This window comes from Vallitalea longa (assembly GCF_027923465.1).
Taxonomy (GTDB): Bacteria; Bacillota; Clostridia; order Lachnospirales; family Vallitaleaceae; genus Vallitalea; species Vallitalea longa.
In genome coordinates this window covers 31,642-57,778 of the sequence record NZ_BRLB01000027.1, presented here as the reverse complement: position 1 = coordinate 57,778, position 26,137 = coordinate 31,642, and the positions used below count along the sequence as shown (strand labels likewise).

28 protein-coding genes, 4 tRNA genes and 1 rRNA gene are annotated in these 26,137 nt (G+C 28.4%); 24 read left to right on the top strand and 9 right to left on the bottom strand.

What is annotated here, in order from left to right:
- From QMG30_RS23650 to QMG30_RS23625, 6 genes are all read left to right on the top strand, one after another.
- Positions 1-109 (top strand): 23S ribosomal RNA (locus QMG30_RS23650); the annotation flags it as partial.
- Between the two features lie 145 nt (positions 110-254).
- A tRNA-Trp gene (locus QMG30_RS23645) sits at positions 255-327 on the top strand.
- Positions 328-331: 4 nt separating this feature from the next.
- Positions 332-406, top strand: a tRNA-Asp gene (locus QMG30_RS23640).
- A gap of 32 nt (positions 407-438) precedes the next feature.
- Positions 439-511: transfer RNA gene (locus QMG30_RS23635), tRNA-Val, on the top strand.
- Between the two features lie 22 nt (positions 512-533).
- Positions 534-607: transfer RNA gene (locus QMG30_RS23630), tRNA-Met, on the top strand.
- 233 nt (positions 608-840) lie between these two features.
- Entirely contained in the window at positions 841-1,392 is a 552-nt protein-coding gene (locus QMG30_RS23625; protein WP_281819614.1) for a DUF421 domain-containing protein, read from the top strand.
- Positions 1,393-1,397: 5 nt separating this feature from the next.
- Here QMG30_RS23625 and QMG30_RS23620 read toward each other — a convergent pair whose 3' ends face one another.
- From QMG30_RS23620 to QMG30_RS23585, 9 genes are all read right to left on the bottom strand, one after another.
- On the bottom strand, positions 1,398-3,011 hold the full coding sequence (locus tag QMG30_RS23620; RefSeq protein WP_281819613.1) for a complex I subunit 5 family protein: 1,614 nt from the start codon (positions 3,009-3,011) through the stop codon (positions 1,398-1,400).
- Positions 3,008-3,361 carry a cation:proton antiporter subunit C gene (locus tag QMG30_RS23615; protein WP_281819612.1) on the bottom strand — a complete coding sequence of 118 codons (354 nt, stop codon included), beginning with the start codon at positions 3,359-3,361 and terminating at the stop codon, positions 3,008-3,010. Before QMG30_RS23615 ends, QMG30_RS23620 begins: the two co-directional genes overlap by 4 nt.
- Before the next feature lie 35 nt (positions 3,362-3,396).
- Positions 3,397-3,783: an MnhB domain-containing protein gene (locus tag QMG30_RS23610; protein ID WP_281819611.1), complete on the bottom strand. Its 387-nt coding sequence runs from the start codon at positions 3,781-3,783 to the stop codon at positions 3,397-3,399.
- A gap of 26 nt (positions 3,784-3,809) precedes the next feature.
- Positions 3,810-4,067, bottom strand: a complete 258-nt coding sequence (mbhE, locus tag QMG30_RS23605) for a hydrogen gas-evolving membrane-bound hydrogenase subunit E (protein ID WP_281819610.1) — start codon at positions 4,065-4,067, stop codon at positions 3,810-3,812.
- Positions 4,064-4,597, bottom strand: a complete 534-nt coding sequence (locus tag QMG30_RS23600; protein WP_281819609.1) for a Na(+)/H(+) antiporter subunit B — start codon at positions 4,595-4,597, stop codon at positions 4,064-4,066. Before QMG30_RS23600 ends, mbhE begins: the two co-directional genes overlap by 4 nt.
- The gene (locus QMG30_RS23595; RefSeq protein WP_281819608.1) at positions 4,597-4,893 is read right to left on the bottom strand and encodes a monovalent cation/H(+) antiporter subunit G; all 297 of its coding nucleotides are present in this window, start codon (positions 4,891-4,893) and stop codon (positions 4,597-4,599) included. Before QMG30_RS23595 ends, QMG30_RS23600 begins: the two co-directional genes overlap by 1 nt.
- Positions 4,893-5,114 carry an MrpF/PhaF family protein gene (locus QMG30_RS25275; protein ID WP_353511686.1) on the bottom strand — a complete coding sequence of 74 codons (222 nt, stop codon included), beginning with the start codon at positions 5,112-5,114 and terminating at the stop codon, positions 4,893-4,895. Before QMG30_RS25275 ends, QMG30_RS23595 begins: the two co-directional genes overlap by 1 nt.
- A 29-nt stretch (positions 5,115-5,143) precedes the next feature.
- The gene (locus QMG30_RS23590) at positions 5,144-5,623 is read right to left on the bottom strand and encodes a Na+/H+ antiporter subunit E (protein ID WP_281819607.1); all 480 of its coding nucleotides are present in this window, start codon (positions 5,621-5,623) and stop codon (positions 5,144-5,146) included.
- Positions 5,624-5,803: 180 nt separating this feature from the next.
- Positions 5,804-7,423 (bottom strand): complex I subunit 5 family protein, encoded by a 1,620-nt coding sequence (locus QMG30_RS23585; protein WP_281819605.1) that lies wholly within the window; start codon positions 7,421-7,423, stop codon positions 5,804-5,806.
- 509 nt (positions 7,424-7,932) lie between these two features.
- Between QMG30_RS23585 and QMG30_RS23580 the strand changes: the two genes are divergently transcribed.
- The 18 genes from QMG30_RS23580 (at position 7,933) to QMG30_RS23495 (ending at position 26,137) form a co-directional block, all read left to right on the top strand.
- Positions 7,933-8,496: a glycerol-3-phosphate responsive antiterminator gene (locus QMG30_RS23580; protein WP_281819603.1), complete on the top strand. Its 564-nt coding sequence runs from the start codon at positions 7,933-7,935 to the stop codon at positions 8,494-8,496.
- A gap of 164 nt (positions 8,497-8,660) precedes the next feature.
- Entirely contained in the window at positions 8,661-10,232 is a 1,572-nt protein-coding gene (locus QMG30_RS23575) for a hypothetical protein (protein WP_281819601.1), read from the top strand.
- 289 nt (positions 10,233-10,521) lie between these two features.
- Positions 10,522-11,952: an NAD(P)/FAD-dependent oxidoreductase gene (locus QMG30_RS23570; RefSeq protein ID WP_330680843.1), complete on the top strand. Its 1,431-nt coding sequence runs from the start codon at positions 10,522-10,524 to the stop codon at positions 11,950-11,952.
- 50 nt (positions 11,953-12,002) lie between these two features.
- Entirely contained in the window at positions 12,003-13,268 is a 1,266-nt protein-coding gene (locus QMG30_RS23565; RefSeq protein WP_281819600.1) for an NAD(P)/FAD-dependent oxidoreductase, read from the top strand.
- A gap of 29 nt (positions 13,269-13,297) precedes the next feature.
- A complete protein-coding gene (locus tag QMG30_RS23560) occupies positions 13,298-13,666 on the top strand; it encodes a DUF1667 domain-containing protein (protein WP_330680842.1) in 369 nt (122 codons plus the stop codon).
- Between the two features lie 476 nt (positions 13,667-14,142).
- Positions 14,143-15,933, top strand: a complete 1,791-nt coding sequence (locus tag QMG30_RS23555; RefSeq protein WP_281819599.1) for an ABC transporter ATP-binding protein — start codon at positions 14,143-14,145, stop codon at positions 15,931-15,933.
- Positions 15,926-16,336: a hypothetical protein gene (locus QMG30_RS23550; RefSeq protein ID WP_281819598.1), complete on the top strand. Its 411-nt coding sequence runs from the start codon at positions 15,926-15,928 to the stop codon at positions 16,334-16,336. Before QMG30_RS23555 ends, QMG30_RS23550 begins: the two co-directional genes overlap by 8 nt.
- Positions 16,337-16,389: 53 nt before the next feature.
- Positions 16,390-16,605, top strand: coding sequence for a hypothetical protein (locus tag QMG30_RS23545; protein WP_281819596.1), 216 nt, complete (start codon positions 16,390-16,392; stop codon positions 16,603-16,605).
- Positions 16,606-16,636: 31 nt separating this feature from the next.
- Positions 16,637-16,858, top strand: coding sequence for a hypothetical protein (locus QMG30_RS23540; protein WP_281819595.1), 222 nt, complete (start codon positions 16,637-16,639; stop codon positions 16,856-16,858).
- Positions 16,859-16,967: 109 nt separating this feature from the next.
- Positions 16,968-17,831: a CPBP family intramembrane glutamic endopeptidase gene (locus QMG30_RS23535; protein ID WP_281819594.1), complete on the top strand. Its 864-nt coding sequence runs from the start codon at positions 16,968-16,970 to the stop codon at positions 17,829-17,831.
- A gap of 32 nt (positions 17,832-17,863) precedes the next feature.
- The gene (locus tag QMG30_RS23530) at positions 17,864-18,169 is read left to right on the top strand and encodes a PqqD family protein (RefSeq protein ID WP_281819592.1); all 306 of its coding nucleotides are present in this window, start codon (positions 17,864-17,866) and stop codon (positions 18,167-18,169) included.
- A complete protein-coding gene (locus QMG30_RS23525) occupies positions 18,162-19,496 on the top strand; it encodes a B12-binding domain-containing radical SAM protein (RefSeq protein ID WP_281819591.1) in 1,335 nt (444 codons plus the stop codon). The genes QMG30_RS23530 and QMG30_RS23525 overlap by 8 nt, the downstream gene beginning before the upstream one ends.
- A gap of 3 nt (positions 19,497-19,499) precedes the next feature.
- Complete coding sequence (locus QMG30_RS23520; RefSeq protein WP_281819590.1) at positions 19,500-19,715, top strand: hypothetical protein; 216 nt, start codon at positions 19,500-19,502, stop codon at positions 19,713-19,715.
- The gene (locus QMG30_RS23515; protein ID WP_281819589.1) at positions 19,702-21,093 is read left to right on the top strand and encodes a radical SAM/SPASM domain-containing protein; all 1,392 of its coding nucleotides are present in this window, start codon (positions 19,702-19,704) and stop codon (positions 21,091-21,093) included. Before QMG30_RS23520 ends, QMG30_RS23515 begins: the two co-directional genes overlap by 14 nt.
- Before the next feature lie 30 nt (positions 21,094-21,123).
- Entirely contained in the window at positions 21,124-22,455 is a 1,332-nt protein-coding gene (locus QMG30_RS23510) for an aminotransferase family protein (RefSeq protein WP_281819588.1), read from the top strand.
- 31 nt (positions 22,456-22,486) lie between these two features.
- On the top strand, positions 22,487-24,619 hold the full coding sequence (locus QMG30_RS23505) for a B12-binding domain-containing radical SAM protein (RefSeq protein WP_281819585.1): 2,133 nt from the start codon (positions 22,487-22,489) through the stop codon (positions 24,617-24,619).
- Positions 24,620-24,660: 41 nt separating this feature from the next.
- Positions 24,661-25,449, top strand: coding sequence for a class I SAM-dependent DNA methyltransferase (locus tag QMG30_RS23500; protein ID WP_281819584.1), 789 nt, complete (start codon positions 24,661-24,663; stop codon positions 25,447-25,449).
- Positions 25,450-25,486: 37 nt separating this feature from the next.
- Positions 25,487-26,137, top strand: coding sequence for an ATP-binding cassette domain-containing protein (locus tag QMG30_RS23495; protein ID WP_281819583.1), 651 nt, complete (start codon positions 25,487-25,489; stop codon positions 26,135-26,137).

Sequence of the window (26,137 nt, the reverse complement as noted above, 5' to 3'; positions counted from 1 at the left end):
TACCGTAAGGTAGTAAGACCCCTTGAAGACTACAAGGTTGATAGGTCGGAGGTGTAAGCATGGTAACATGTTCAGCTGACCGATACTAATAGGTCGAGGGCTTGACCAAGGAAATATGTTTGAACCTAAGGGTTTGAATGTATAAGAAGTCAAGCTAAGAGTTAAGATGTATAAGTTATATAGTAGTTATTTGCTTAGGTTGATTGATAGTTTAATTAGTAATAAGAAATCAATGTGTTGTTTGTTTTTAATCTAGGGGCATAGTTCAGCTGGTAGAACGTCGGTCTCCAAAACCGAATGTCGTGGGTTCAAATCCTGCTGCCCCTGTTTTGGCCCAGTGGTTCAGTTGGTTTAGAACGCCGGCCTGTCACGCCGGAGGTCGAGGGTTCGAGTCCCTTCTGGGTCGTTTATTAAAAAATTATTTATATATTATTCCCAGGGCGCATAGCTCAGCTGGGAGAGCACCTGCCTTACAAGCAGGGGGTCACAGGTTCGAGCCCTGTTGCGCCCATTAAATTAAAGCTAAATATTGTGGCGGAGTAGCTCAGATGGCTAGAGCATACGGTTCATACCCGTAGTGTCAACGGTTCGACTCCGTTCTCCGCTACTAGAAACTTATAACTTAATTGTTATAAGTTTTTTTAGATTACAAATAATTTACCCTATGAAGTTTCTTTTTTCCTTATACAATAACATATACTTATTAACGACTAAGACTTTGATATACAAATTTATTTTCTTAGTTGGATTAGTACTTAAGTGCATTATATATTAGTTTAATGGATATAATAAATATAATATTGGAATATTATTACATTAAAATTTTTAGGAGTGGTAATTATGCCTTTCATTCTAAAACCAATAGTTCTATATGTTGTAGCTATTATTCTTCTTAGGATTACAGGAAGAAGGTCTTTGGCCCAAATGACTATAGCACAAACAGTTATGGTTATATCTATTGGTGCAATAATTGTAGAACCTTTTGCTGATAAAGATGTTGCTAAAACGATAATAGCAGCGTCTATTTATATTCTGTTATTATTGATATTTGAATATTTAGAGTTTCATTTCCATGGTTTTGAGAAATTAGCTGTTGGAAAAGAAGTGATAATTATAAAAGATGGAAATTTTGTACCCGAAAATCTTAAAAAGCTTAAAATAACAAAAACTGAGATAATGACTAGAGTTCGTCAAGAAGGGATTCCTAATCTTAATTATATTGAAAAAGGAACCCTAGAACCCAATGGACAATTTGGCTTTATACTAAAAAGAGGAGCTGAGCCAATTAGGGTTCAGGATATAGAATATATTGTAAATTCGATCCTATTAGAAAAACATCTAATAGATAAACCGATTGATCTAGTTGAAGAATTAAAGAAACAGCATCTATAGATATATTAAATATAGTTAAACCTATATAAGGTAATCATAGTAATAAGTATAAAAGAGAAATAAACGGTTATAGTTAAGCAGATTTGATTAAAGCTCAGATTGATTTCTCTAATAGTATTGAATAATTTAATTTTTTTATATAAAAACTTATAGAATAATAGACCTATTATAATACTGATTATATAGAGAATGCTTTTAATCAAATATCCATTAAAAGTTATGTTAAGATCAATATTGAACAATATCTTTATGAAACTAATTCCTAATATACCCCCTATAAAACAAAGAGTACCTAATAAAAATATTATGAATTTTTGATTTAAGGGAGGGGAATGTTTTTTTCCGACATATGGACCTCTAAACATATTAAGGTATTTTAGAAAACATAAAATAGTACCAAGATTGATGAAAATTAATCCATAGTCCAATAAACCACTATAACTTCCTTCTTGAATCAAGTATTTAGATATGCTTCCGTTAAAAAATGGAGCTCCAGTAATCCCTAGAATAGCAATAAATATGAAAGTACTTATAAATGGCATTCGCTTAAAGACACCTTTTATCTGGCGTATATCCCTCGTTCCATACTCTTCAATAATAATTCCCGCAGTAATGAATAATATTGATTTGAAGATTGCATGATTAATTATGTGGTATATACTACCCCAATAACTGTAAGTATTATTAAGGCATAAACCAAATATAATTAAACCTATTTGACTTATTGTGGAGTATGAAAGTATTAATTTTATATCGGTTTGTGAAACAGCAAATATAAATCCTACAACAGCAGTTAAAAATCCAAAAATCATAAAAATTATACTAGTATCAAATGCAGGTGAGAACATGTTTTGTATTCTTATGAAGATATAAATTCCACATTTTACATAAAGCCCTGATAAAATGGCTGATACGATGGAAGGGGAGGAATGTGTTCCATGAGCTCTTGGTAACCAACTGAATAATGGCATAATGGCTGATTTCAGGCTAACAGCTGTTATGATTAGACAATAAGGTAAAATTAAAGTTTTTGTATCATTGATTTTATTCATATTTGTGTATATGAGTTCAATGTCAAGAGTACCAAATATTTTATATATATAGCCTATCCCTATAAGGAAAAAGGTCATAGCAACTATATTAATTAACAGATACAGCATACCGTCATAGATTGAACGACTGTCTTTTTTGAACATAATAATAATACTTACGACAATAGTCGATACTTCAATAAGTACATATAGATTAAATAGGTCCATTGACAAGAATATACCATTCATCAAACCTTGTAGAATCAAGAATAAAAAAAGAAATAGATTGTTCACATATTTCTTTTGGTAATTATGTATTATCATACATGTAAAAAGAAATATTGTAAGCATTACTAAAACAGAAGATATTTTGTCAGCATTTAGTGATATACCTACACCAGCTTTATAATTTCCTAGTACACATGATATATTATTGTTCATTTTTACATAAGTAAAGTTAACTATACTGAAAGTAAAGAGTATTAACTGACTTATTAGTATAAATATTTTATTATATTTTGTTCTGAAAAGATAAAAAATAGATGCTATTATTATCGGTAATAAAATGAAAATGTAAAGGGGTATCATATATTCTCTCCTCTTTTTTTAGTAGCTTTGTGCCAGTTTGTTGTACCATAACGATGGTAGAGTGTTATAAACATTGTTAGGCTGACTGCAGTTATAGATATACCTATTACTACTGCTGTAATCATTAATGCTTGGGGTAGAGGGTCAGAGGTTACTTTTTCTATATTTTCACCTATAGGTGGGATAGAATTTTTTGTGTAGTTGATAGTTAAAAAGAACAATATAATACCAGACTGAATTATTCCCATAGAAATAACAGATTTTATAATATTACGTCTGGCTAAAAGACCGTACATACCTATGAAAAATAGTGCTACACCTATTGTTTCACCATTTATGATATTATCCATTTAATTCAACCTCCTTTCTTCTACGTTACGTACAGCTATCTGCTTTCAAAAAGTACAAATCTAAAGAAAATAATACTTAATCCACAATAGACTTTTGTTGCAATCAAGATATTCATTGAAACAAGATAGATTCTATTAATTAATGTATTAGTTGTTCCATTCATATAAAGAATGAATATAACTACTATCAATAATATACATAGAAATAAAACTTTCTCTATCTTCTGTAATTTCCATAGAGAAATTTCTATCTCAGGATTAATGATATATTGAATTATAAAGGTAGAGCTCATGATAGCACCACCTTGAAATCCTCCTCCTGGTGTATTGTGACCATATATAGTTATATATATACCAAATAAGAATATAATGGGATATAGTATACCTAATGACTTAATGAGCAGTTCAGATCTGCTTCTCATTTCAGTTGACCTCCTTGTACTTAGTACTAATAATCTCCCTCATGCCTTGAAAAATATATTATACCAATTATGCTTATTAATAATAGTAATGTTTCAAATATAGTATCAAATACTCTATAATTAAGATATATAGAAGTAACAACGTTAACGCTTCCAGTTTCATCTAAACTATTATCAACATAATAGTTCAATACCTCTGTTGAATTATCAAGAGGAACAATATCAAGTGATATACATATTAAAAAGACAATCAATAAAAATATTGCTAGTAATTTTCTTCTCATAACAATGTATCTCCTTCATTTTCTATTAGATAATCATAAGTAACTTCAATATTTGTAGTATCACCAATATATTTAATCAAATCATCAAAATGGTAATTTGATTTGTCACCATATACAGTTATAGTATCAGAACTATGAAGAACTATAATATCATAAGGATAATCATTAACTATGTCTTCAATGCTTTTGTTGGAATTAACTATATCCAGTTCCAATTCTTTTTCATAAGAATATTTTGCTAAAGTCTTACATAAATCATTTTTCTGTATATAATATGATTCCTGTGATTCCATAATATAGTACACTCTAAAGACTTTATATTTATTTAATGCGACAAGATAAATGATAGTTGATAATGTACTGCCGATAACTGCTTCTGCAATAGCGACATCTGGTGCTTGATAAAGTAGATAACAAAAAGAACAAAGTAATGAGAATACACAGAGATATACGATAGCCCTTCTCAATGTATTAGTTTGTACTGCAAGTATTGCTAAGACCACTAACAACAGTAAAGCGATTTCTAACACTAATTATCATCTCCTATTCTTAAACCACTAATATTTGCATTTCGAGCAATAGTGTGGGTAGCTAAAGGATTCAAAAAAAGCATAAGTAAAAGTATAAGTATTATTTTAAGACTAAAAAAACTTATGCCTTTTATAAAAATAACACCTATAATAATAGTTATAAATGAAGCAGTATCAATAATTGATGATACTAAAACACGAGAATAAAAATTCTTGAATTTAAGTAATCCGATTAGGCCTATAAGCATAAATATTAATCCTATAGAGATAATAATATAGCCTATAATCTCAAACATCAAATTTTCCCCTTTCCTTTTACAAATCTTGATATAAAAATAATGCCTATAAATCCAAATAGAGTATAAACTATAGCGATATCCAGTAAATACGGTAAATCAAACAATATAGAAAAAATAAGTATCAATAATATGATTTTTGCAGAAAAAAGGTTAAGACCTAAAAGCCTATCCCATATGGTTGGACCTTTTACTATTATTATTATGCTTATAATTGACATTATTAATAAAAATGAAAAAAAATAGTATATCAATGTTTCACTCCTTTACTAAGTGCATTTACTAATGATTGATTTACAATCTTGTTGGATTCTTCTGGATATGTAGTTAATATCAATAGCTTATTACCTTTTCTGTTAACTGTAACAGTACCTGGAGTTAGAGTTATTGCATTAGCTAAAAAAAATATTGACCAATCGTTATTTAACGATGTTTTAATAGGTACTAACCTAGGATTAATATTTGAAGTAAAAATTAATTTGAACATTTTGAATGTCGATATATAGATATCGATAAATAATATGAACATGAATTTAAGAAAATTGAAAAAGGATACATTCAGGCTATGTAGATATTGGGCACCACCTGGTATATGACAACCTAAAAAAATAGCAATAGATGAAATAACTAATCCTATAATTATTGCATGGATAGAAAAACTGCCACATAAAATGCACCATATGAAAGTCAAAAATAAAGTAAATATTTTATGATTAATGATGTATTTCAAATTATTCCTCCTTAATATTTATTTGCTTGAAGACACTCTTATAATAACAAAAAGTTGTAATATTTTCAATATAATTATTTGAATTAATTTTATAAATTATATCAATTATCTTATTATATTAATAGTATGGTTTAATTTATTTAGGTATATGTATTATTAGCTTTATATTTATTGGTTCTATTATATTGATATAAGCCCAATTCTATGTAATGTCATCATTGTTATAAGTATGGCTGAAAAATAAACAGTTATAGTTAAGCATATCTGGTTAAAACTTAAATTAATTTCTCTGATATGATTGAATATTTTTATCTTATTATAGATAAATTTATAGAATAGTATACCGAGAATGATACTAAATATGTACAATATGCTTTTGATTAGATAACCATCAAATGTAATAAGTAAACTAATATTGAAAAGTAATTTGATTAACCTAATACCAAATATACCTCCTAAAAAACATAATGTCCCTAGCAGCGATATAGCAATTTTTTGATTGATCGGTGGAGAATATTTTTTACCCGTATATGTACCCTTAAACATACTAAGATATTTGACAAACGATAAGATAGTGCCAAGATTAATGAATATTAATCCATAATCGAGTATTCCGCTATAACTTCCTTTTTGAATTAAATATTTTGATATGCTTCCATTAAAAAATGGAGCCCCAGTAATACCTAATATAGCTATAAAAGTATATATACTAACAAAAGGCATTCTTTTATAGACTCCTCTTATCTGCCTTATATCTCTTGTTTCATATTCTTCGATAATGATACCCGCTGTTAAAAATAAAACGGATTTAAAAATAGCATGATTGATAATATGATATATACTGCCCCAATGACTATATATATCGTTAAGACTAAGTCCGAATATAATTAAACCAATTTGACTTATAGTGTGATATGAAAGTATTAATTTTATATCAACCTGAGAGAGTGCAAATATGAATCCTATTACTGCTGTTAAGAATCCCATAATAAGAAAAATGGTATTTGTATCAAATGCAGGTGAAAATAAATTTTGAAATCTAATAAACAGGTATACACCACATTTTACATATAATCCAGATAATATGGCTGATACGATTGATGGAGAAGAATGTGAACCATGAGCTCTAGGTAGCCAACTGAATAAAGGCATTATTGCTGATTTTAGACTTACAGCTGTAATTAGAAGACTATAAGGTAATATTAGTGATTTAGTATCTTTGACTTTATGCATATTGTCATATATAGTGGTGAAATCTAAGTAACCAAAAATCTTATACATATAGCCAGTTCCCAGAAGGAAAAAAGTCATAGCAACAATGTTTATGAACAAATAGATCATTCCATCATAAATAGAGCTACTATCTTTTTTGAACATGATAAGTATACTAACAACAAGGGTAGACACTTCAATAAGTACATATAGATTAAATAAATCCATTGATAAAAAAATACCATTTATCAATCCTTGTAGAATTAGAAATAAGAATAAGAATAAATTATTCATATAATGTTTGTTAAAATTATATATGAGCATACATGTAAATAGAAAAATTACAAGCATAACGAACACAATAGATATTGTATCAGCTTCCAATGCTATTCCAATACCTTTTTTATAATTGCCAATTACACATGAGAGTTTAGAATTATACTTAACAAAAATAAAATCTATAATGCTACAAGAAAATAGTATTAGCTGACAAATAAGTATGATGATATTATTATACTTAGTTTTAAATATATATGAAATAGTTGCAATCATAATAGGTGATAAAATAAAAACATAAAGGGGTATCATAGATTCACTCCTCTTTTTTTATAGATGCTGTCATCATCAAATCTTTAAGTAATGAGTATGAATTGCGCTATGAATCAAATGCTACTGAAAAGAGGAGTATTGTATTTTACTCCTAACTAAGAAGTCAAAAAATGCTTATATAACAATTAGGTTTTATTAGGTATTGATTTAGGATTAATATTTGGGTAGACGAATATTAATAGATATAAATTATCAATAATAATATAATTTTAGAATTTAAAGAATTAATATATATATGTATTAAGGAATATTATAAAGAACTTATTTACTAATATTTCAAAGTATTTCCCCTTATATAATAACAAAAACTTAAAAACTTTTCAATATAATGAAAGAATACAGAATTAAGATCGCTTTTTATTATATGGTAATGCAACGGTTATAATTAAAATTATTAATTGCATCTGTACATAACTTTACATATTGTTAGCAATGTGTTATATTTAGAAAAATATTAAATTATATTATATTTATGATGGGTGGTTTATATGAATAACATTATTGATTCAATAGAAGAAAATCCTATAATCGCAGCAATTAGAGATCGTGGAGATATTGATTCAGCTATAGATTCTTCTGTATCTACTGTTTTTTTATTATATACAGATATTTTTAATTTAAAAACCTTAGTTGATAAAATAAAAAATAAAGGTAAAAAAGTATTTGTTCATATGGATATGATTGAAGGTATGGGTAAAGATAATAAAGCTATTGATTACATAGCACAAGTAATAAAACCTGATGGTATTATAAGTACTAGAAGTAATCATATAAAATATGCGAAAGAAAAAGGATTGTTTACCATCCAAAGGTTCTTTTTAATTGATAGCCTATCTTTTAAAACTACAGTAAAAACAGTAAAATCTGTTAAGCCAGATATGATTGAAATTATGCCTGGGATCATTCCTACAATTATTCAAAGACTAAGTAGCCAATTAGCTGTTCCTATAATAGCAGGAGGATTAGTAGGTTCTAAGGATCAAATAATATCAATATTGAAGGTAGGAGCATTAGGTGTATCTGTGGGAAGAAAAGATTTATGGAATCTATAATAAACAGTATTGAATAGTATAAATAATTCCCCTTTTTCTATTATTTTATAAAATATTGTAAAAGTATATACGATTCATAATATTGGTCTGTTGGATATTGAGTCGATTTTGTTGATGTGTTATAATATATATGTTATAAAATAATTGCAAAAGGGGAAAAGATTATGAAAAGACTAAAATGTTTTTTAATCTGCACTTTGACTCTAGTTATTATGACATATCCTTTAACACAAACTTATTCACAAGCATCTGTATCTGATCAAAGTAATAATCAAATATACACCTATAGTCGTCAGCTAAAAAAATTTATACCTGATAATGAATATGAACTAAATGATTTATCAATACCTAACAAGATACCTAATTGGAGAAAATTGACTATTGATGATAAAGAATATTCATTAAAAATAGTAAGTTGCAAAAAGAATGTAGCAGAATCCAATAACATGCCATATACTCAGATGGATAAAGTTATGACTATAGCAAATGGACAAACTCAATCTGTTAAGAATGTTGATGGCTATACTACAACTCATATGACTTCAAATGTCAAGAAGCATAATGACTCATTTTCTTTTGGTGTTGGTGTGGCTGGAAATAAAGAAAATGCTTTTGCTGAAAAATTAGTACAAAAAATAGGAGCTTTTAATTTTGACCTCACCACTGAATTTACAAATAGTTATAAAACAACTGATACAAAAAGAAAAGTTGAAAAAGAAGTAATAACAGAATCAACTACTTATTCGGTTCCAAATTGGGCAAAAGGATGCAATGGCATAGATTGGTATACTTTCAGTAAAATGGAAGTATATGATATGGTTGTTGAGTTAAGGGAAGAATTTACTACAGATAATCCTATAAAAGGATATACAGATTTAATTGATACTGATTTCTATGTTGATTATGACATAAATCCTAATGGCAGATTAAGATGTAGACATTGCAATCAGATTGTTGATGTTGGACCAGGTAGTTTGGTAGGTTATCATGTGATATTTGCAGATGGAAGAGTTGAACATTTCGCTGATTCATATTTTAAATTTGCATGTATGACTAATGGGTATAAGCCATATAATTCAAATAGGTCAACTACAATATCATTCAAATATTATAGACCTGAAATAAAAGGAGGACCTTTTGCATGGCATATGGACCAGCCCAATACATTAGATGTAAGTCATCCTATTGAACTAATACCAAAAGGAACAGAAGAGACTATAGTTTGTGGAGATAGAACGTATCTATATCGAGTATTAGAATCAAACTTGCAACAACCCTATTACAGTAATTTGCCTGGAGAACAAACAGGGATGGTAATGGATGGAACAGAAACAACCAAAATAGTATTTAATGAAAATTCTTATAAAACATCTTTTGAAAAAGTAACTTCCCAAACTAATAAAACTTCATGGGAAGTTAAAGTAAAATTACTTAAATGGCTAAGTTTAAGTGGAGGAGGAAATCACTCTAATGAAACCATTGATACTACATATGATGACGAAGAAAGAGTAAGACAATTATATGAAGAAACAAATTTCAAGTTTCCTGAAGAATACAAACAAGAGTATAAATGTATACAAGTGTATGATACAGTAGATGTATTTGTATTTAGAGTCAAGTGTGAAGTCATTCCTTATATGACTAATGGTGAGTTGGATTTTAGTAATAAAGATATTATTACTCTAGATATAGAAAAAGAATTTCCTAAGCGTTATAGCAAACCTAGTAAATTATAGTTAGATATGTACTAGTCATATATACAAAAATAAAAAGCTTTATTTGTAATATATAGTTTTTTGAATTCCCTCTTTTAATTTAATTAGTTTTGTAGTATAATGAATTTAGATATTAAATTAAATAATAATTACATACAATAGTTAAATTTAAGTGTAGGAGATTAGGAGTCACATTTAAATAGAGATTAACTCTATTTGAACGTGGCTTTTTTTGCTTTCCTGATTATTTTTTCTTGTGTGTTTCTTATTTCTTAATCAAAATTACATAAAAATATATGGAGGTCTTAGTATGATTTATGATATTTGTATTATAGGTGCAGGTGTTACAGGTTCTTTGATAGCACGAGAATTATCTAAATATGATATTAAATTATGTCTTATTGACAAAGAATCAGATGTAGCTATGGGGACCAGCAAAGCAAATAGTGCAATTGTGCATGCTGGTTATGATGCAAAACCAGGCAGTCTAAAAGCTAAGCTTAATGTTAGAGGTAATGAAATGATGGATGATATTACAGAAAAACTCTATGTGCCTTTTAAGCGAATAGGTTCTTTTGTATTAGCTTTTGATGATGATGATATGGAACAACTTAATACACTATATGAATATGGAATTCAAAATAATGTACCAGATTTAAGAATACTAAATATAGAAGAAATTCTTAAGATGGAACCTAATATATCTGATAAAGTTATTGGGGCACTTTATGCACCGACTGCTGGAATTATATGTCCATATGAATTAACTCTTGCCGCAGCAGAAAATGCAGTTGACAATGGGGTTGAGTTGATTCTAGATTGTTCTGTTAATGATATTGATAAAACAGATGATAATTTTATTTTGGACACGACTCAAGGCAAAATTAATAGTAGGTACATTATAAATGCAGCAGGTGTTTATAGTGATAATATATCTTCTATGGTCGGTGATGACAGTTTCCAAATCAATCCTAGAAAAGGTGAGTATCTTCTACTTGATAAAAGACAAGGTGACGTTGTAAACAAAGTTATATTCCAGCCACCTACTGTATTAGGTAAAGGTATATTGGTAACTCCAACTGTTGATGGTAACCTACTTCTTGGACCAACAGCAGAAAATATTATGGATAAAGATGATATCGCCACAACAAGTATAGGTTTAAATAAGGTAATAGAAGGTGCAACCAAATCTATTCCGACAGTTAATACTAGAGATGTTATAACTTCTTTTGCAGGTCTTAGAGCTTCATCTAATATTGGTGATTTTATTATTGAAGAAGCAAAGAAAGTTCAAGGATTGATTAATGTAGCAGGAATAGAATCACCAGGACTTTCAGCAGCTCCAGCTGTCAGTGAATATGTTGTAGAAATTCTAAAATCAATGGATATAGAATTAATTAAGAAAGATGAACACATACCTAGAAAACCAGTTTATAGATTCCGTGAAATGGATGAAAAAGCAAGAGTGGATCTAATAAAACAAAATCCTCTTTATGGCAATATTATTTGTCGTTGTGAAACAATTACAGAAGGAGAAATCGTTGATTGTATCCATCGTTCTATAGGAGCGAGTAATCTAGATGCAGTGAAGAGAAGAACAAGAGCAGGTATGGGAAGATGTCAGGGAGGTTTTTGTACACCAAGAGTTGTAGATATAATTGCTAGGGAACTCAATATTTCTAAAGATGAAGTAACCAAAATGGGTGGAAAATCAAAAGTTCTTGTTGGTAAAAGCAAGTAATTATATATATGTAAATATGGATTTTAATACTAAAATGAGGTGAATAACATATGAACACAGTTGATTTAGTTGTTATTGGTGGAGGACCAGCAGGAATGGCTGCTGCTATTGAAGCATATAAAAATGGTGTTAATGATATTTTGATTATTGAAAGAGATAATGAGCTAGGAGGAATTTTACAGCAATGTATTCATAATGGTTTTGGGCTTCATATTTTCAAAGAAGAATTGACGGGACCTGAATATGCAGATAGATTTGCGAAAGAAGTAGGAAAATTAGGAATTACATTTAAATTGAAAACTATGGTATTGAATATAAGTGAAGATAAAGTTGTTACTGTTGTCAACTCTACTGATGGATTGCTTAATATTAAGGCAAAAGCAATTGTTCTTGCTATGGGATGTAGAGAAAGGACAAGAGGAGCACTTAACATTCCTGGTCTCAGACCAGCAGGTATCTATACAGCAGGTGCAGCTCAAAGATTTGTTAATATGGAAGGCTATATGCCAGGTAAAGAAGTAGTAATCTTAGGTTCTGGAGATATAGGACTTATCATGGCTAGGAGAATGACTTTAGAAGGAGCTAAAGTTAAAATGGTATGCGAGTTATTACCATATTCTGGAGGGCTTACAAGAAATATCGTACAATGTCTTAATGACTATGATATTCCTTTGAAACTAAGTTATACAGTTGTAAATATTCATGGAAAAGAACGTTTAGAGGGAATTACTATTGCACAGGTTGATGAAAACAGGAGACCTATAGAAGATACTTATGAATATGTTAAATGTGATACTTTATTGTTATCAGTTGGACTTATCCCAGAGAATGAACTTTCTCGTGATTTGGGTATTAAGATGGATAGAGTAACTTCTGGTCCTGTTGTCACAGAGTCGATGGAGACTTCTGTAGAAGGAGTATTTGCTTGTGGTAATGTTGTTCATGTGCATGATTTGGTAGATTTTGTTACTGCCGAGAGCAGGCTGGCTGGACGTTGCGCTGCTAGATACATTAAAGGAAATAATAAGGTGAACAATGAATGTACAATTAAAACAGTTGCAGGTAATGAAATTAGATACGTAGTTCCTCATTTAATTAATAAAGAATTAGTTCAAGATGAGAATAAACTTTATTTTAGGGTAGTTGATGTTAAGAAGAAAGTCAATATAGTCTTAAAGTCAAAAGATAAAGTTATTTATTCTAAGAAAAGGCCAAAGGTAGCTCCTGGAGAGATGGAAAGTATCCAGTTAACCAGCAAAATATTAGATGCTATGGCAGACGGTGAAGATTTAGTAGTTATGCTAGAGAATCAGTAATTCTTTATTATGAAATGGAGGTATAAGATATGATCGAGAAAAGAAAATTAGTTTGTATTGCATGTCCTATTGGATGTAATATTACAGTTACTTTAGAAAATAATGAAGTAATAAAGGTTGAAGGAAACACTTGTAAAAGAGGAGAGATGTATGCAAAAACAGAGTGCACTAATCCTACTAGAATATTAACCACTACTATGAAAGTGCGTAATGGCAGACTTCCAGTAGTTTCTGTAAAATCGGATAAACCATTACCCAAAGAATCATTATTAGATTGTATGAAAATGGTAAATGATGTGGTTTTGGAAGCTCCTATGAAGATAGGGGATGTAGCGATTAGAGATATAGTTGAAGGTGTGAATATAGTTCTTACTAGGGATATTGATAAAGCGTTATAGGTTATAAATGTATTAAGTCAATTAATGAAGTAGTATAAATAAAATAGTGGAACATATCTTGAATTACAACAAGATATGTTTTTTTGTTTTTTTCTACATTTTTTGTACTTTTTATAATAATTGATTAATAAATATTTTATAATGTTATTATACTATAATTAATTATTTTTATGCTTTAAATCCAATGAAAAGTGACATTTTAATAAATTGTTATTAACATTTCATTATTATAAATAGAAATACTATAATTAATATTGAAAATATACCATACATAATATATAATATATAACATATATAAAAATAATGTGTTATTAAGTCTAATGATATATAAATAAAAAAATAATAATAAAAAAAGATAGATAATAAAATAATATAATATATATAATATTATTTAAAATACATATAAAACTGTATAATTTATAAATATAATAATACATCAAATTCAAAAATAAAAATTAACAGGGGTTGATTGGAAAGTGGATAAGATAAAGAAGTACTTGATATATGCTAAACCTTATTACAAATATTATGTTATTATATTATATCTTATTGTGCTAGGTTCTGTCATTAGTTTAGTATATTCAATAGTAATAAAAGTAGTTATTGATAATGTGCTTATAAAACAGGAGTACTATTTATTAGGTACGATTGCTTTAATGCTGGTAATCAGTCAGTTAATAAGCACTATAATCAATTATAGTAATGGTATGTTTAATACTTTCATTAATCAAAAAATATCAATTACAATCAAACAAAAGTTAGTTGATTACATTCAGAAAATAAAATTAAATGATATTAATATTATTAATACAGGTGATCTTACTAGTAGAACAAAAAATGATATAAATACTATCACACAATTCTTAACAACATCAATTATCACGATAATAACTAATATTTCTAATTTGATCGTCTATTTTTTTGTAATGTTTTATATAGATAAGAAATTAACACTGATAGCTTTATTTTTTGGAATCATTCAATTGTACATATCCAAAAAATTTTCTAGTAAAATTAAAACCAATAGACTAAATCTTAGGAAAAAAGATGCAGAGCATTTGAGCTATTTAACACATTTATTTACTAATCTTAAATTTTATAAAAGCTTTAATAAAATAAAATATAATAATAGTAAATATATTAAATTATTAAAAAACATTAAAGTATTAAAATTTAAAGAGTTTTTTATACGTTATTTATACGGTACAAGCATATCTTATATTTCTTTTTTAGGCTCTATTACTATATTAGGACTAGGAATTTATGAAATAAGTCAGGGGAAAATGTCGGTAGGTACACTCTTTGTATTTGATGGACTGACAGAAAAATTCTATCAATATGCTAACAGTATGGTGGATTTCAATATTGAATTTCAAAATGCATGTGTGTCAATAGAAAGAATTGATACTGTATTCCAATTAAAAATGGAAGACTATGATGAACCAAGTATACAACCAAGTATACAATATACAGAAAGCGAATCAAATGCGGAAACCAATTTGCAAGAAAACTATATTCAATGTAAAGAAGATAATAGAGGACTAATATCAATTTCCAATATGTCATTTAATTATGGTAAAAAGACAATATTGAATGATATTTCATTAGTGTTGAATTCTAAAAAAACTTACATAATTGTTGGACCAAGTGGTCAGGGAAAGACTACTATTGCTAGTCTATTAACTAAATTTCAAGAGCCAATTAAGGGGAATATCAGATATCATAACATGGATATCAAAACATTAAGTGTTAATAAGCTAAGGGAGAGAATTACTTATATTATCCAAGAAAGTGTAATCCTCAATGATACCATAAGAGAAAACTTATTATTAGGTAATGAAAATGTAGATGCTGAAAAATTCTCAAGAGTTTGTAAAATTTGTCATATAGAGGATTTCGTGAACAATTTAAAAGATAGGTATGAAACGTTAATAGGAGAGAAAGGTATTCAATTATCAGAGGGTGAAAAACAAAGAATATCCATAGCAAGAGGATTGTTTAGAAACTCAGAAATCTATATATTTGATGAAATAACAAGTAATCTCGATAAACGATTAGCTATCGATATAATACGAGGTATACAGATGGAATTAAGTAATAAGATAAAGATATATATTACACATGACATTAGTCTATTAGCTGACAAGGGAGAGATTATTATTCTGAATAATGCAGAGATCGAAGATATAGGTCTACATGAAACACTATTAAAAAAGAATAAATTTTATCAACATATCTATTTGAAAGGGGATAAACAAATTGTATAGCAGGAATATGGTGAAATATGCTTGGTTAGGAACTGTTTTTGCTACAGCTCTATTTATTGTTTTTTTAACTATATTATTGGGAGTAAAGCTTTCACAGTCCATAGAAGTTGATGGTGAGTTTATGCTAATTGATAATAAAAGTTTTTTTAGTTTTTATTGTATAGATAATAGTTCAATAGAATTGGAGATAAGTGATAAAGTGGAGATATTATTAGATGAAGGTATAAGCTATCAAGGCGAAGTATTTAATTATGGTGAAGTAGAATATTCAGTGCCAGAAGGTAATTTGAATCAATATATTATATCTTTAGATGATAAGGTAGAATTCACAGATGAGATGGAGCAATGCAATGTCCAAATAAGTAAAAACTATAAGAACTGGATGAATATTCTTTTAAACTAGGTATTATCTAGAAGTAGATAATATAGATATTTTAAATATAAGGAGGTGAAAATATGTTAAAAAAACCAAATATTCTTGAGATTCCTGATGCATCTGCTTCATTATTAGGCGGTGGTCTAGCATGTAGTGGAAATACTTGTGCTTCAGGTTATTCATGTAGTGAGGTTGATTCAAGTGATGACGACGATGGTTGTCAAACTGGATTTGCTGTTGGAGGTATTGTTGGTGGTGTTGCAGCAGGAGTTGGAGTTGGTATATTAATCACATAAACGAGTAAAAAGAATGAAGGAGGGATTTATTATGTTAAAAAGACCAAAAATTCTAGATATTCCAGATGCGATTTCTTCATTATTCGGAGGATATTTAGCATGTAGTGGAAATACTTGTGCTTCAGGTTACTCATGTAGTGAAGTTGATTCAAGTGATGATGATGACGATGGTGGTTGTTCTTATACACTAGGTGTTGGGTCAATAGCAGCAGGAATAGGAGCTGGAGTAACAGTGGGAATAGCACTTACATAATATTAAACTGAATAAGATAAGGGAAGCGGCTAGATTGTATAGGGAATTTGCTAATTCCCTTATCGTAATTAAAAGTGTAATAAAGAATATTGTTAATGGAGGGAAAAACTTGGAGCTATCAAGTAACAATAAAAAAGAGGTGAATGATAGGAAAACTAACATTATCAACATTATAGCATGTACATTCATTATTGTATTACCAGTTATTTACACTGATATTTTTAGGATATTACCGTTACTGTCAGCATTAACAATTACATATATAGTAATAGAAAAGCAATATACCACTAATTATATAATAAAAAATAGATTTAGTAATCTGATGTTGTTTACTGCTTCAACATTTATTATATATATAATTTATTACATGATAGGAGTTGGAAAGTGGACTAATGGATTAGTCATTAATAAGGAAATTATATTAATGCCCACCTATACAATGATTTTTGTATATTTATTACCTATAGGATGGTTTTTGAAGCAGGATAGGGAAGGACTTAAAAGGGCGTTCAGTCTCAATAAAGAAACATTAAAATATATAATAATCTTATTAGTGGTTTATCTATTTCATAGTTTGTCAAGGATTTCAGTGTATATGACAAAATATAGTGACATTACAACTAATAATGCTATACATATGATAATACAAGCATTTTTTGTGGCTGCACTTGCAGAAGAATTATTTTTTAGAGGATATCTCTATAATGTATTAAAGAGAATTACCAATGTTAGGAAGTCTCAAATAATTACAACTATAATATTTACTTTTTCACATTTTAATTTGCTTTTTAAAGCTATTGATAATGGGTTTACATTTAATATCTTTTGTAACTATGTAGCTATTATTATGTTAGGAATTGTTACAGTCCATTTGTATGAAAAAAGTAGAAGTCTATTACCATGTATAATTTTACATGGATTGAATAATGAAGGATTAAAATATTTAATCATTCTAATCATTAATGTAGCTTAATGGGATTTTATATTAAAAAGGAGGTAATTATAATGAATTTAGAAAAAATACCACAATCAAAAACATTAAATTGGCAAGTAAAAGGTGGATATGTACTAATTAATGCTTTAAGTGGTAAGTTAATGATGAATGAAACATCCAGTTTAATATGGAGAAAGATAGACGGTAGTTTATCTATTCAGGAAATAATTGAGGAAATTTTTCAAGAATATAAAAAAGATAATACTATAAAATACATTGAAGAGATTGTTTGTGAGGCTATTCAAGATTTTATAGATAAAGGATTATTAATTTTAAAAGAAGAAGATGACTTAGATGGGTGGCTTCAATATGAGTAAAGTCATGTTGCTTCAACTACCTATACTTAATTATATTCAAAAGGACTTTGTAGATGTTGAAGAAGCATACAACCCATCATTAGGATTATTAGCATTAGGTACATATTTGCAGTTGAATGGTCATGAACCAATTATTATTGATATGTGTTACGAAAGAATTGTCGTAGCCAAATTGTTAAAAATAATAAGAGTTCAACAACCAATGATTGTAGGAATATCAATGTATACTGAGAACTTTAATCATGCTATGACACTTAGTAAAATTATTAAAGAACAGTTTCCAGAGATTAAGATATTACTAGGAGGAGCTCATCCTACACTACAGCCACTTGAATGTATGGAGAGTGAGAATATAGACTTTGTTATTATGAAAGAAGGTGAATCTACATTAGTAGAACTAATAGAGGCTGTAAGTAGTAATGAAGTAGCAATAAAATATGAAGAAATAAAAGGATTAGTATTTAAAAGAAATGGTAAGATCATTAAAAATAATTATAGAAAAAACATATGTAATCTTGATCTATTACCATTATTAAATCGCACTTTAGTTAAAATTGAAAGATATAATGGCATTGTTAACATATATACAAGTAGAGGCTGTCCTGGAAAATGCATTTACTGTTCAGCAACAGCACTTTCAGGAGCAACATATAGAACCAGAAGTGAAGATTCAGTATTATTAGAGATGGTGCTAATAAAATATATGTTACAAGATAGATTAACTAAGATATATATTGTAGATGATACTTTCACTGCAATTCCCAATAGAATTAGCTGTTTTACAGAGCTGATGAAAGAATATGATGTACATATATACTGGCAGTGCGAGTCAAGAATTGATGTCATGAGTAATGAGTTACTAAAAAAAATGCATGAAGCGGGATGTATAGCTATACAATATGGGATAGAAAGTGGTAGTCAACAAGTATTGAATAGTATAAAGAAGGGTATTAACTTAGATGAAGCTAAAAAAATTATAGAATGTTCACATCAAAATAAGATAATTACTTGCTTATCTTTTATGATAGGACATCATTGCGATACAAAAGAAACTATGTGGCAAACAGCTTACTTCATTGAAGAATTATATAATAAATATCGTTCAGAATTGGCTTTATCTTTTAATACACCATTTCCAGGTACATACCAATATACACATAGAGATAAATTAGGTATGAGATTAGTGACAAACAAGTATAATAAATATACACTTTTAGAACCAATTGTAGAAACGGATAATTTTAATACAGATGATCAGAGAGATATATTTTGCTATGTAAGTAAATATATAGGTCATCATGAAAGAATGAGTAAGATTGGAGGATAATAGATGAAGACAGAGAGAGTAATTGTAAGAACCACTAATAATTTAAGCTATGTTGGAAAAGTAGTAGCAACTAATATAAATGAAGATAGAGGAGTATTCATTCAACCTAGCTATAACTCGGGAATAAAAATCTGGTGTCCACTGCAAGAGATAGAAAGCATAATAGAAGCCAATGGACAGGTAAGAAAAGGAGAGGAATACATTAATGTTGGATTATAGCAAGAATTATTACTTAGATAAAGATTTTGAATTAAATGTTAGAGATGATAAATATTTATTGATTGATTTTGATAATGTTAACTGGTTTAGAACTAATAAAACAGGGTTGGAGATATTGAATGGTTGTAAAAAACCTAATAACTTTCAAACAGTTTTAGAGCATATAGCAAAAGATTATGGATTTACAGTAGATTTCCTGAAAGAGCAATTTGAATCATTTATTGAATTCGCAATAGATAAACAAGTAATTATTGAAGAAGGTAAGGAAAAACAAAAGTTCATAACTAAAGAATTGCAATATCCTAATACCATATGGATACATGTATCTAACCAATGTAATTTATCATGTCCATTTTGTTATTCAAATGCTACACCAGAAGGTATTAAAACTTTGAATCCAGATGATATTCTGAAATTTTTGGAACCATCTCCAAAAGAACAAAGGAAACGAGCTATTATTAGTGGTGGAGAACCATTTTTGTATAAGAAATTACCTGAATTAGTGAAAGGGCTAAAAGAGATGGGATTCAAAGTAACAGTAATCTCTAATGGTACAGTAGGAAGTAAAATGTATCCCGAGGTACTTCCATATATTGATCTATTACAGGTATCTGTAGATGGTACTACAAAAGAAATAAATGATCTTACAAGGGGTAAAGGTTCATTTGATAAAACTATAGAAAATATTAAATATGCGAAATCGTTAGATGTTAAAGATATGTATATTTCATTTACAGCTACTAAATATAATATAGAAGATATTATGAATTTCCCAGAGTTTATGTATATACATGATATTGGACATTTACACGTAACTAGATTATTACCAGTAGGAAGAGGAGAAACGAATAAGGAAGATATATCACCCGATAATGATAAGTATACTAAATACATAAAAGAATTTAAAGATAATATACAATATGTTAATCAAAAGATATACCAAAAAAGAGAAACAGAAGAAATATTCTTAGATGATGAGGATAAGACAAAATTTCGTTCCGTTACTTTCGCATCAGACCAACTAAAGAAAGTAAAAAATAGAAATAAAGTAACAGGTTGTGGAGCAGGAGATGCTACCATCAGTATTGGTTATGATGGAAATGTATATCCATGTACATCGCTTTCTGATACCGATAACATAATAGGAAACATTTATACTGATAAAATAGATACAGTAATCAAAAGGGGTCAAGAAGTTGCAAAACATCTGAGCGTACATAACTTACCAGAATGCAATCAATGTAAATATAAATACTTTTGTGGTGGAGGTTGTAGAGCATGTGCGAAATATGCAGATAATATATTAGGACATGACCCTGATTGTAATTATTATAAAAAATCTATTATGGAGTATATGTGGTTATATCACTCTAGTTAGAAGAAAGAACGGTAATATTGGAGGAAGCGAATGAATAACTTAAACCTTAGAAAGATTATGGAAGAAAAAGAGATTAATACCTATAATATATGGCATCCATTTTCTAATCTACAAAAAAATTACTTCAATCAATTAGTTATTAATGAAGGAGAGGGCATCTATGTATATGATAATAACAAAAAATGCTATATAGATGCTTGTAGCGGATTATGGAATATGTCTTTAGGATACAATAATACAAGAATAAACAACTATATAAAAAAACAATTAGATAAGTTACCTTTTTGTTCTTTGTTTGAACATACTAATTCTACAGTAGTATTAGCTGCTAATAAAATTCTTGATTTGTTACCTAGGTATATGAATAAACTCATGTTTACATGTTCAGGTTCAGAAAGTAATGACCTTGCTATAAAATGTATACGAGAGTATTGGCATATATTGGGGCAACCTAATAAAAATACTATTATTAGTTTTAATAAATCTTATCATGGTACTTATTATGGAAGCATGAGTATAAGTGGAATTACTCAGAGAGAGAATAAGGGATATAACCCACTACTATCTCAAATAGTTATGAAAGAAGTTCCAAGTGATCTCTATTCAAATGAAGATAATAAGGTTTATATGCAAAAATTGGTAAGTTACATAGAAGAGTATCATCACCAAATAGCTGGTATTATAATAGAACCTATTTTAACTTCCAGTGGTATGGAAATAGTACCCTGTGAGTATATAAATGAGATAAATGAGCTTTGTCAAAAATATAATATATTAGTTGCTACGGATGAAGTGGCACTAGGATTTTATCGGACTGGAAAGGCATTTTATTTTTATAATACTCAATTGAAACCAGATCTAGTATGCATGGCAAAAGGTATTAATGCAGGGTATCTTCCGTTAGGAGCAGTAGCCTTTAGTGATAAAGTAATAGAGGTTTATAAAAATAATAAATCTTTTCTATCACATGGATCAACTCAAGCAGGAAATCTATTGGCCTGTTCGGCAGTTATTGGGGCATTAGAGGAATATAAAGAACAAAACATACAAAGAAATGTAGAAAATGTGAGCACATACTTGTTAAAACAACTGAAGGAAAAACTTGTCTATCATAGTAATGTAAAATCTGTAAGGGGTGTTGGCTTGCTTATTTCCATTGATCTAGTAAATGCATCTGATCATGACAAAACTTTAGAGGAAGTCAGAATAGCACATATCCAAAATGTTTTGGCTGAAGAAGGATTACTGGTATATCGTTCTATGATAGGATTATTATTATTTCCTATATTAACTATAACTATAGAAGAAGCAGATAAAATAACTAAGATTATAGAAAATGTGTTTCATAATTATATCTTCTAAAATAAATATATAGCGTGAATGAGGGATATATATGCAGGAATTAGTATTAACTTATATGAATTGCTATAACGGATACGTAAGTGGCGCAGAATACCAACTTGATTGTGGATACATAGGAAGTTATCTTCTTAAAAACCATGTAAAAGTACTACAATATATTCATAAAAATCCCAATAGATATATGGAAATGGTTAAGGAATTAAATGAATTTGATTGTGAAAAATATTTATTTTATATTAATGAATATAATTACTATGTATCTAAGGTAATAATTAATAGGTTGAGAGAAGTAAAGCCTTATTGCCTAATAATGATTGCTGGTCCGTCAGCCGAATATATTGGCAAGAATCATATGTCTCAAATACAAGTAGATGTTTGTATAACAGATGAAGCACCATATATCATTTTGCAAATACTTAAAGGATTACCGTATAAAGACATTCCAAATCTCATTTATAGAGAAACTAGTAATTTGATAATGACTTGTAAAAAAGACTATGGTAATCAATTAGATTCATTATCTTTTCCTTATAGTTCAGGATTCATACCAGTTTCAGAAATACAAAATGTTGGAATGTTGACTTCTAGTGGTTGCTATGGAAATTGTTTGTTCTGTTCCTATAAATTAAAAGGTAAAATATTTAAGTTACATACCATAGATGGGATTATTGATGAATTAAAATTTATCAGTAAATTTGTTAAGGGAAAGGATATTAATATTAATTTCTTAGATGATTGTTTTTCTGTTAATCCAGAAAGGACTTATGAACTTTGTGAAAGACTTATAGAGAATAAGTTGATCTTTAGATATTGGTGTTGTACCAGAGCAGATTTACTTAATGAAGAACTAGTGTCATTAATGGCGAAGTGTAATTTCAAGGAAATGGTTATCGGTCTAGAGACAGCTTCACCTAGAATACTTAAGGCATTAGGAAAATTACAAGATACACAAGATCCTAATAATTATATCAAACATCTTCAACACATGTATAATGTGGCTATGGCAAAAGGCATTAATCCGTATCTAAGTATTAACTTTGGATTGCCATATGAAGATAGAATAGAGGCAAATCAATCTATAGAATATATAAAGCAGCATAATTTAGAGAAGAATTCAAGTATATGCTATATGACAGCTTTTCCAGAAAGTAAGATATTTGATGCTAGCGAAAAGTATAATGTGATAAAAGAACCATCACCAGTGATTATGCCATATAGAACTTATTATAAACAATACATGGAAGAAGTGTACTATAAGTTAACTAAATTAGGTATAGACACGAATAGAGTTAAAAAAGTTAAAAGAAATGTAATTGATGTGTTGGCTGGAACTTTTAATGGTAAACAGCAGGAAAAAGGCATTTCTAATGTATTTGTAACACATAATGATATATCAAAGGAATGTATACATAAATGGTTGAACATAAATGGAACAGTGTATATTGAAACAGAAAAATTACACATGAAAAAGGATTATTATACAGACAATCGAAAAAATCTAAAGAGAACCGTTAGAGAGTATGATGAAAATCTAGAAAGAGCTTATGAAGATAATATATTTTTACCCAACCAAATATTCTATTTTAAAAAAAACAATCGTATTTATTTACAATATAATGATAATTACACAAAAATTCCAATTAGTATTCCAATTAGAGAGTTAACTGATAAAGAAGACTATAAACAGTTAGCTAATGAAGCTGAACAGTATCATAAAACGAGGAGGATAAAAATAAAAAATATTGGGTTAGGAATAATAGAAAATGCTTGTAGATTTACTCATGAATGTAGTGTAAATCAGTTGAAAAGAGTTGAAATTTCAGATGACAATTTATACTGTTGTGGAAATACAGTACCTATAGGTACAACAATGTTATCCTATCACCAAGTATTAAACAATATTCATCAGTTGTTAAAATCGACAAATCAAAATAATAAGTGTAATACCAATATACCTAGTAATTCACAGAAATTCTGTTCATGTTTATTTGTACCTACATGTTTTGACAAAAAAGAATTTAGGGATTATATGATAGAGTTTTATTATATAGGAGAATACGTTAAATTTATAAACGAATTTCAAAAGAAATATAATATAGACGAATATAATGAAGAAGATATATTACTTGTAAAGGAAAACAAACAATTTATTGTAATTAACTAGAAATCAATTTAATAAGTAAATAAGAACAAGGGAGTGATTATATGGAATATTTTGGATTCTGTAAAGGAATTAGTCAAATGAATATGCCGGACACTATATATTCTGATATGTATGAAGGATATTATGCAAAATTTTATGATAGCCTAGTAAAAAACGATGATTTCGATATTGATTTTTATCAAGAATTATCAGAAGAATATGGAAAAGAAGTGTTAGAATTGGCTTGTGGTTCTGGAAGAGTATTAATTCCTTTATTAAAAAGGGGATTACAAATTCATGGAGTGGACCTGTCTACTCATATGATAGATATTCTAAAAGCCAAATGCAAGAAAAAGAATTTAACTCCTGAAATATATTTTGGAGATATGTGTACTTTTAAATGTAATAAAAAGTTTGATATGGTAATTCTCTCCCATATATCTATCAGTTTACTTGAAAGTCATCAGCAAAGAGTTCAGTTATTTAATAATGTATATAAATTTCTTTTAAAAGAGGGCGGAATTTTTGTATTTAATTTTGTAGATTATTCCAAGAAAATGCATAGTAGTGGAGAATTGAAACCTAATTATTATTTTAATCCTTCTAAAAAAGCTTATACGATATTATTTGAAAAAGTTGATCTTGAGTTACAAAAAGTTTTTGTTAATCTATATAGTGAAGAGGTGGATTCTACTGGAGGTATTAAACGGTTTGTAGGTTCAAGTTGTAAGAATATAATTACTAAGGAAAGTATAGATGAGATTTTAACTGATATAGGATTCACTGTAGTAAAAGAAAAGAATATTAGTACACAAGAGGGGCTTATAAAATTTTATGTTCTCAAGAAATGAGTAACATCATAATATGAATAATTGAAAGGGTATGGATATGAATATAAAAATTGAAAAATTATATAAGTCATATAAAAAAAATAATATGAAATTAGAAGTGATTAAAGATTTTAATCATGAGTTTCAAGAAAGTAAAATATACCTTATAAAAGGTCAATCTGGTAAAGGAAAATCTACACTTTTAAGTTTAATAGCGTTATTACATAAGGAAGACAGTGGAAAGATATATTTTGGAGATACATTAGTTAGTGAAATGAGTCTAGAAGAGAAATGTAAAATGAGAAGAGAGCATATGGGAATCGTGTTTCAAGACTATAATCTTTTAGGAGGATTAAATGTAATAGATAATGTAATACTTACTGATGTATGCTCTAAAAACTTAACAAAAGAAGATGCAATGAATAAGGCATTAGAAGTATTGGCAATGTTACAAATAGAAGATAAAAAATATGCATATCCAAGAGAATTATCAGGTGGTGAACAACAAAGAGTTGGAATTGCTAGAGCTATCATTAAAAATCCTAGTATATGTATTTATGATGAGCCTATTTCTAACCTTGATGAAGAAAATTCAAAATTAATCATTAACTTTATAGATGATTATTGCCACAAAAATGGAAAAGTAGGTATTATTAGTTGCCATACGAACCATTTTGATAAGTGTGCCGATGAAATCATAAATTTATAG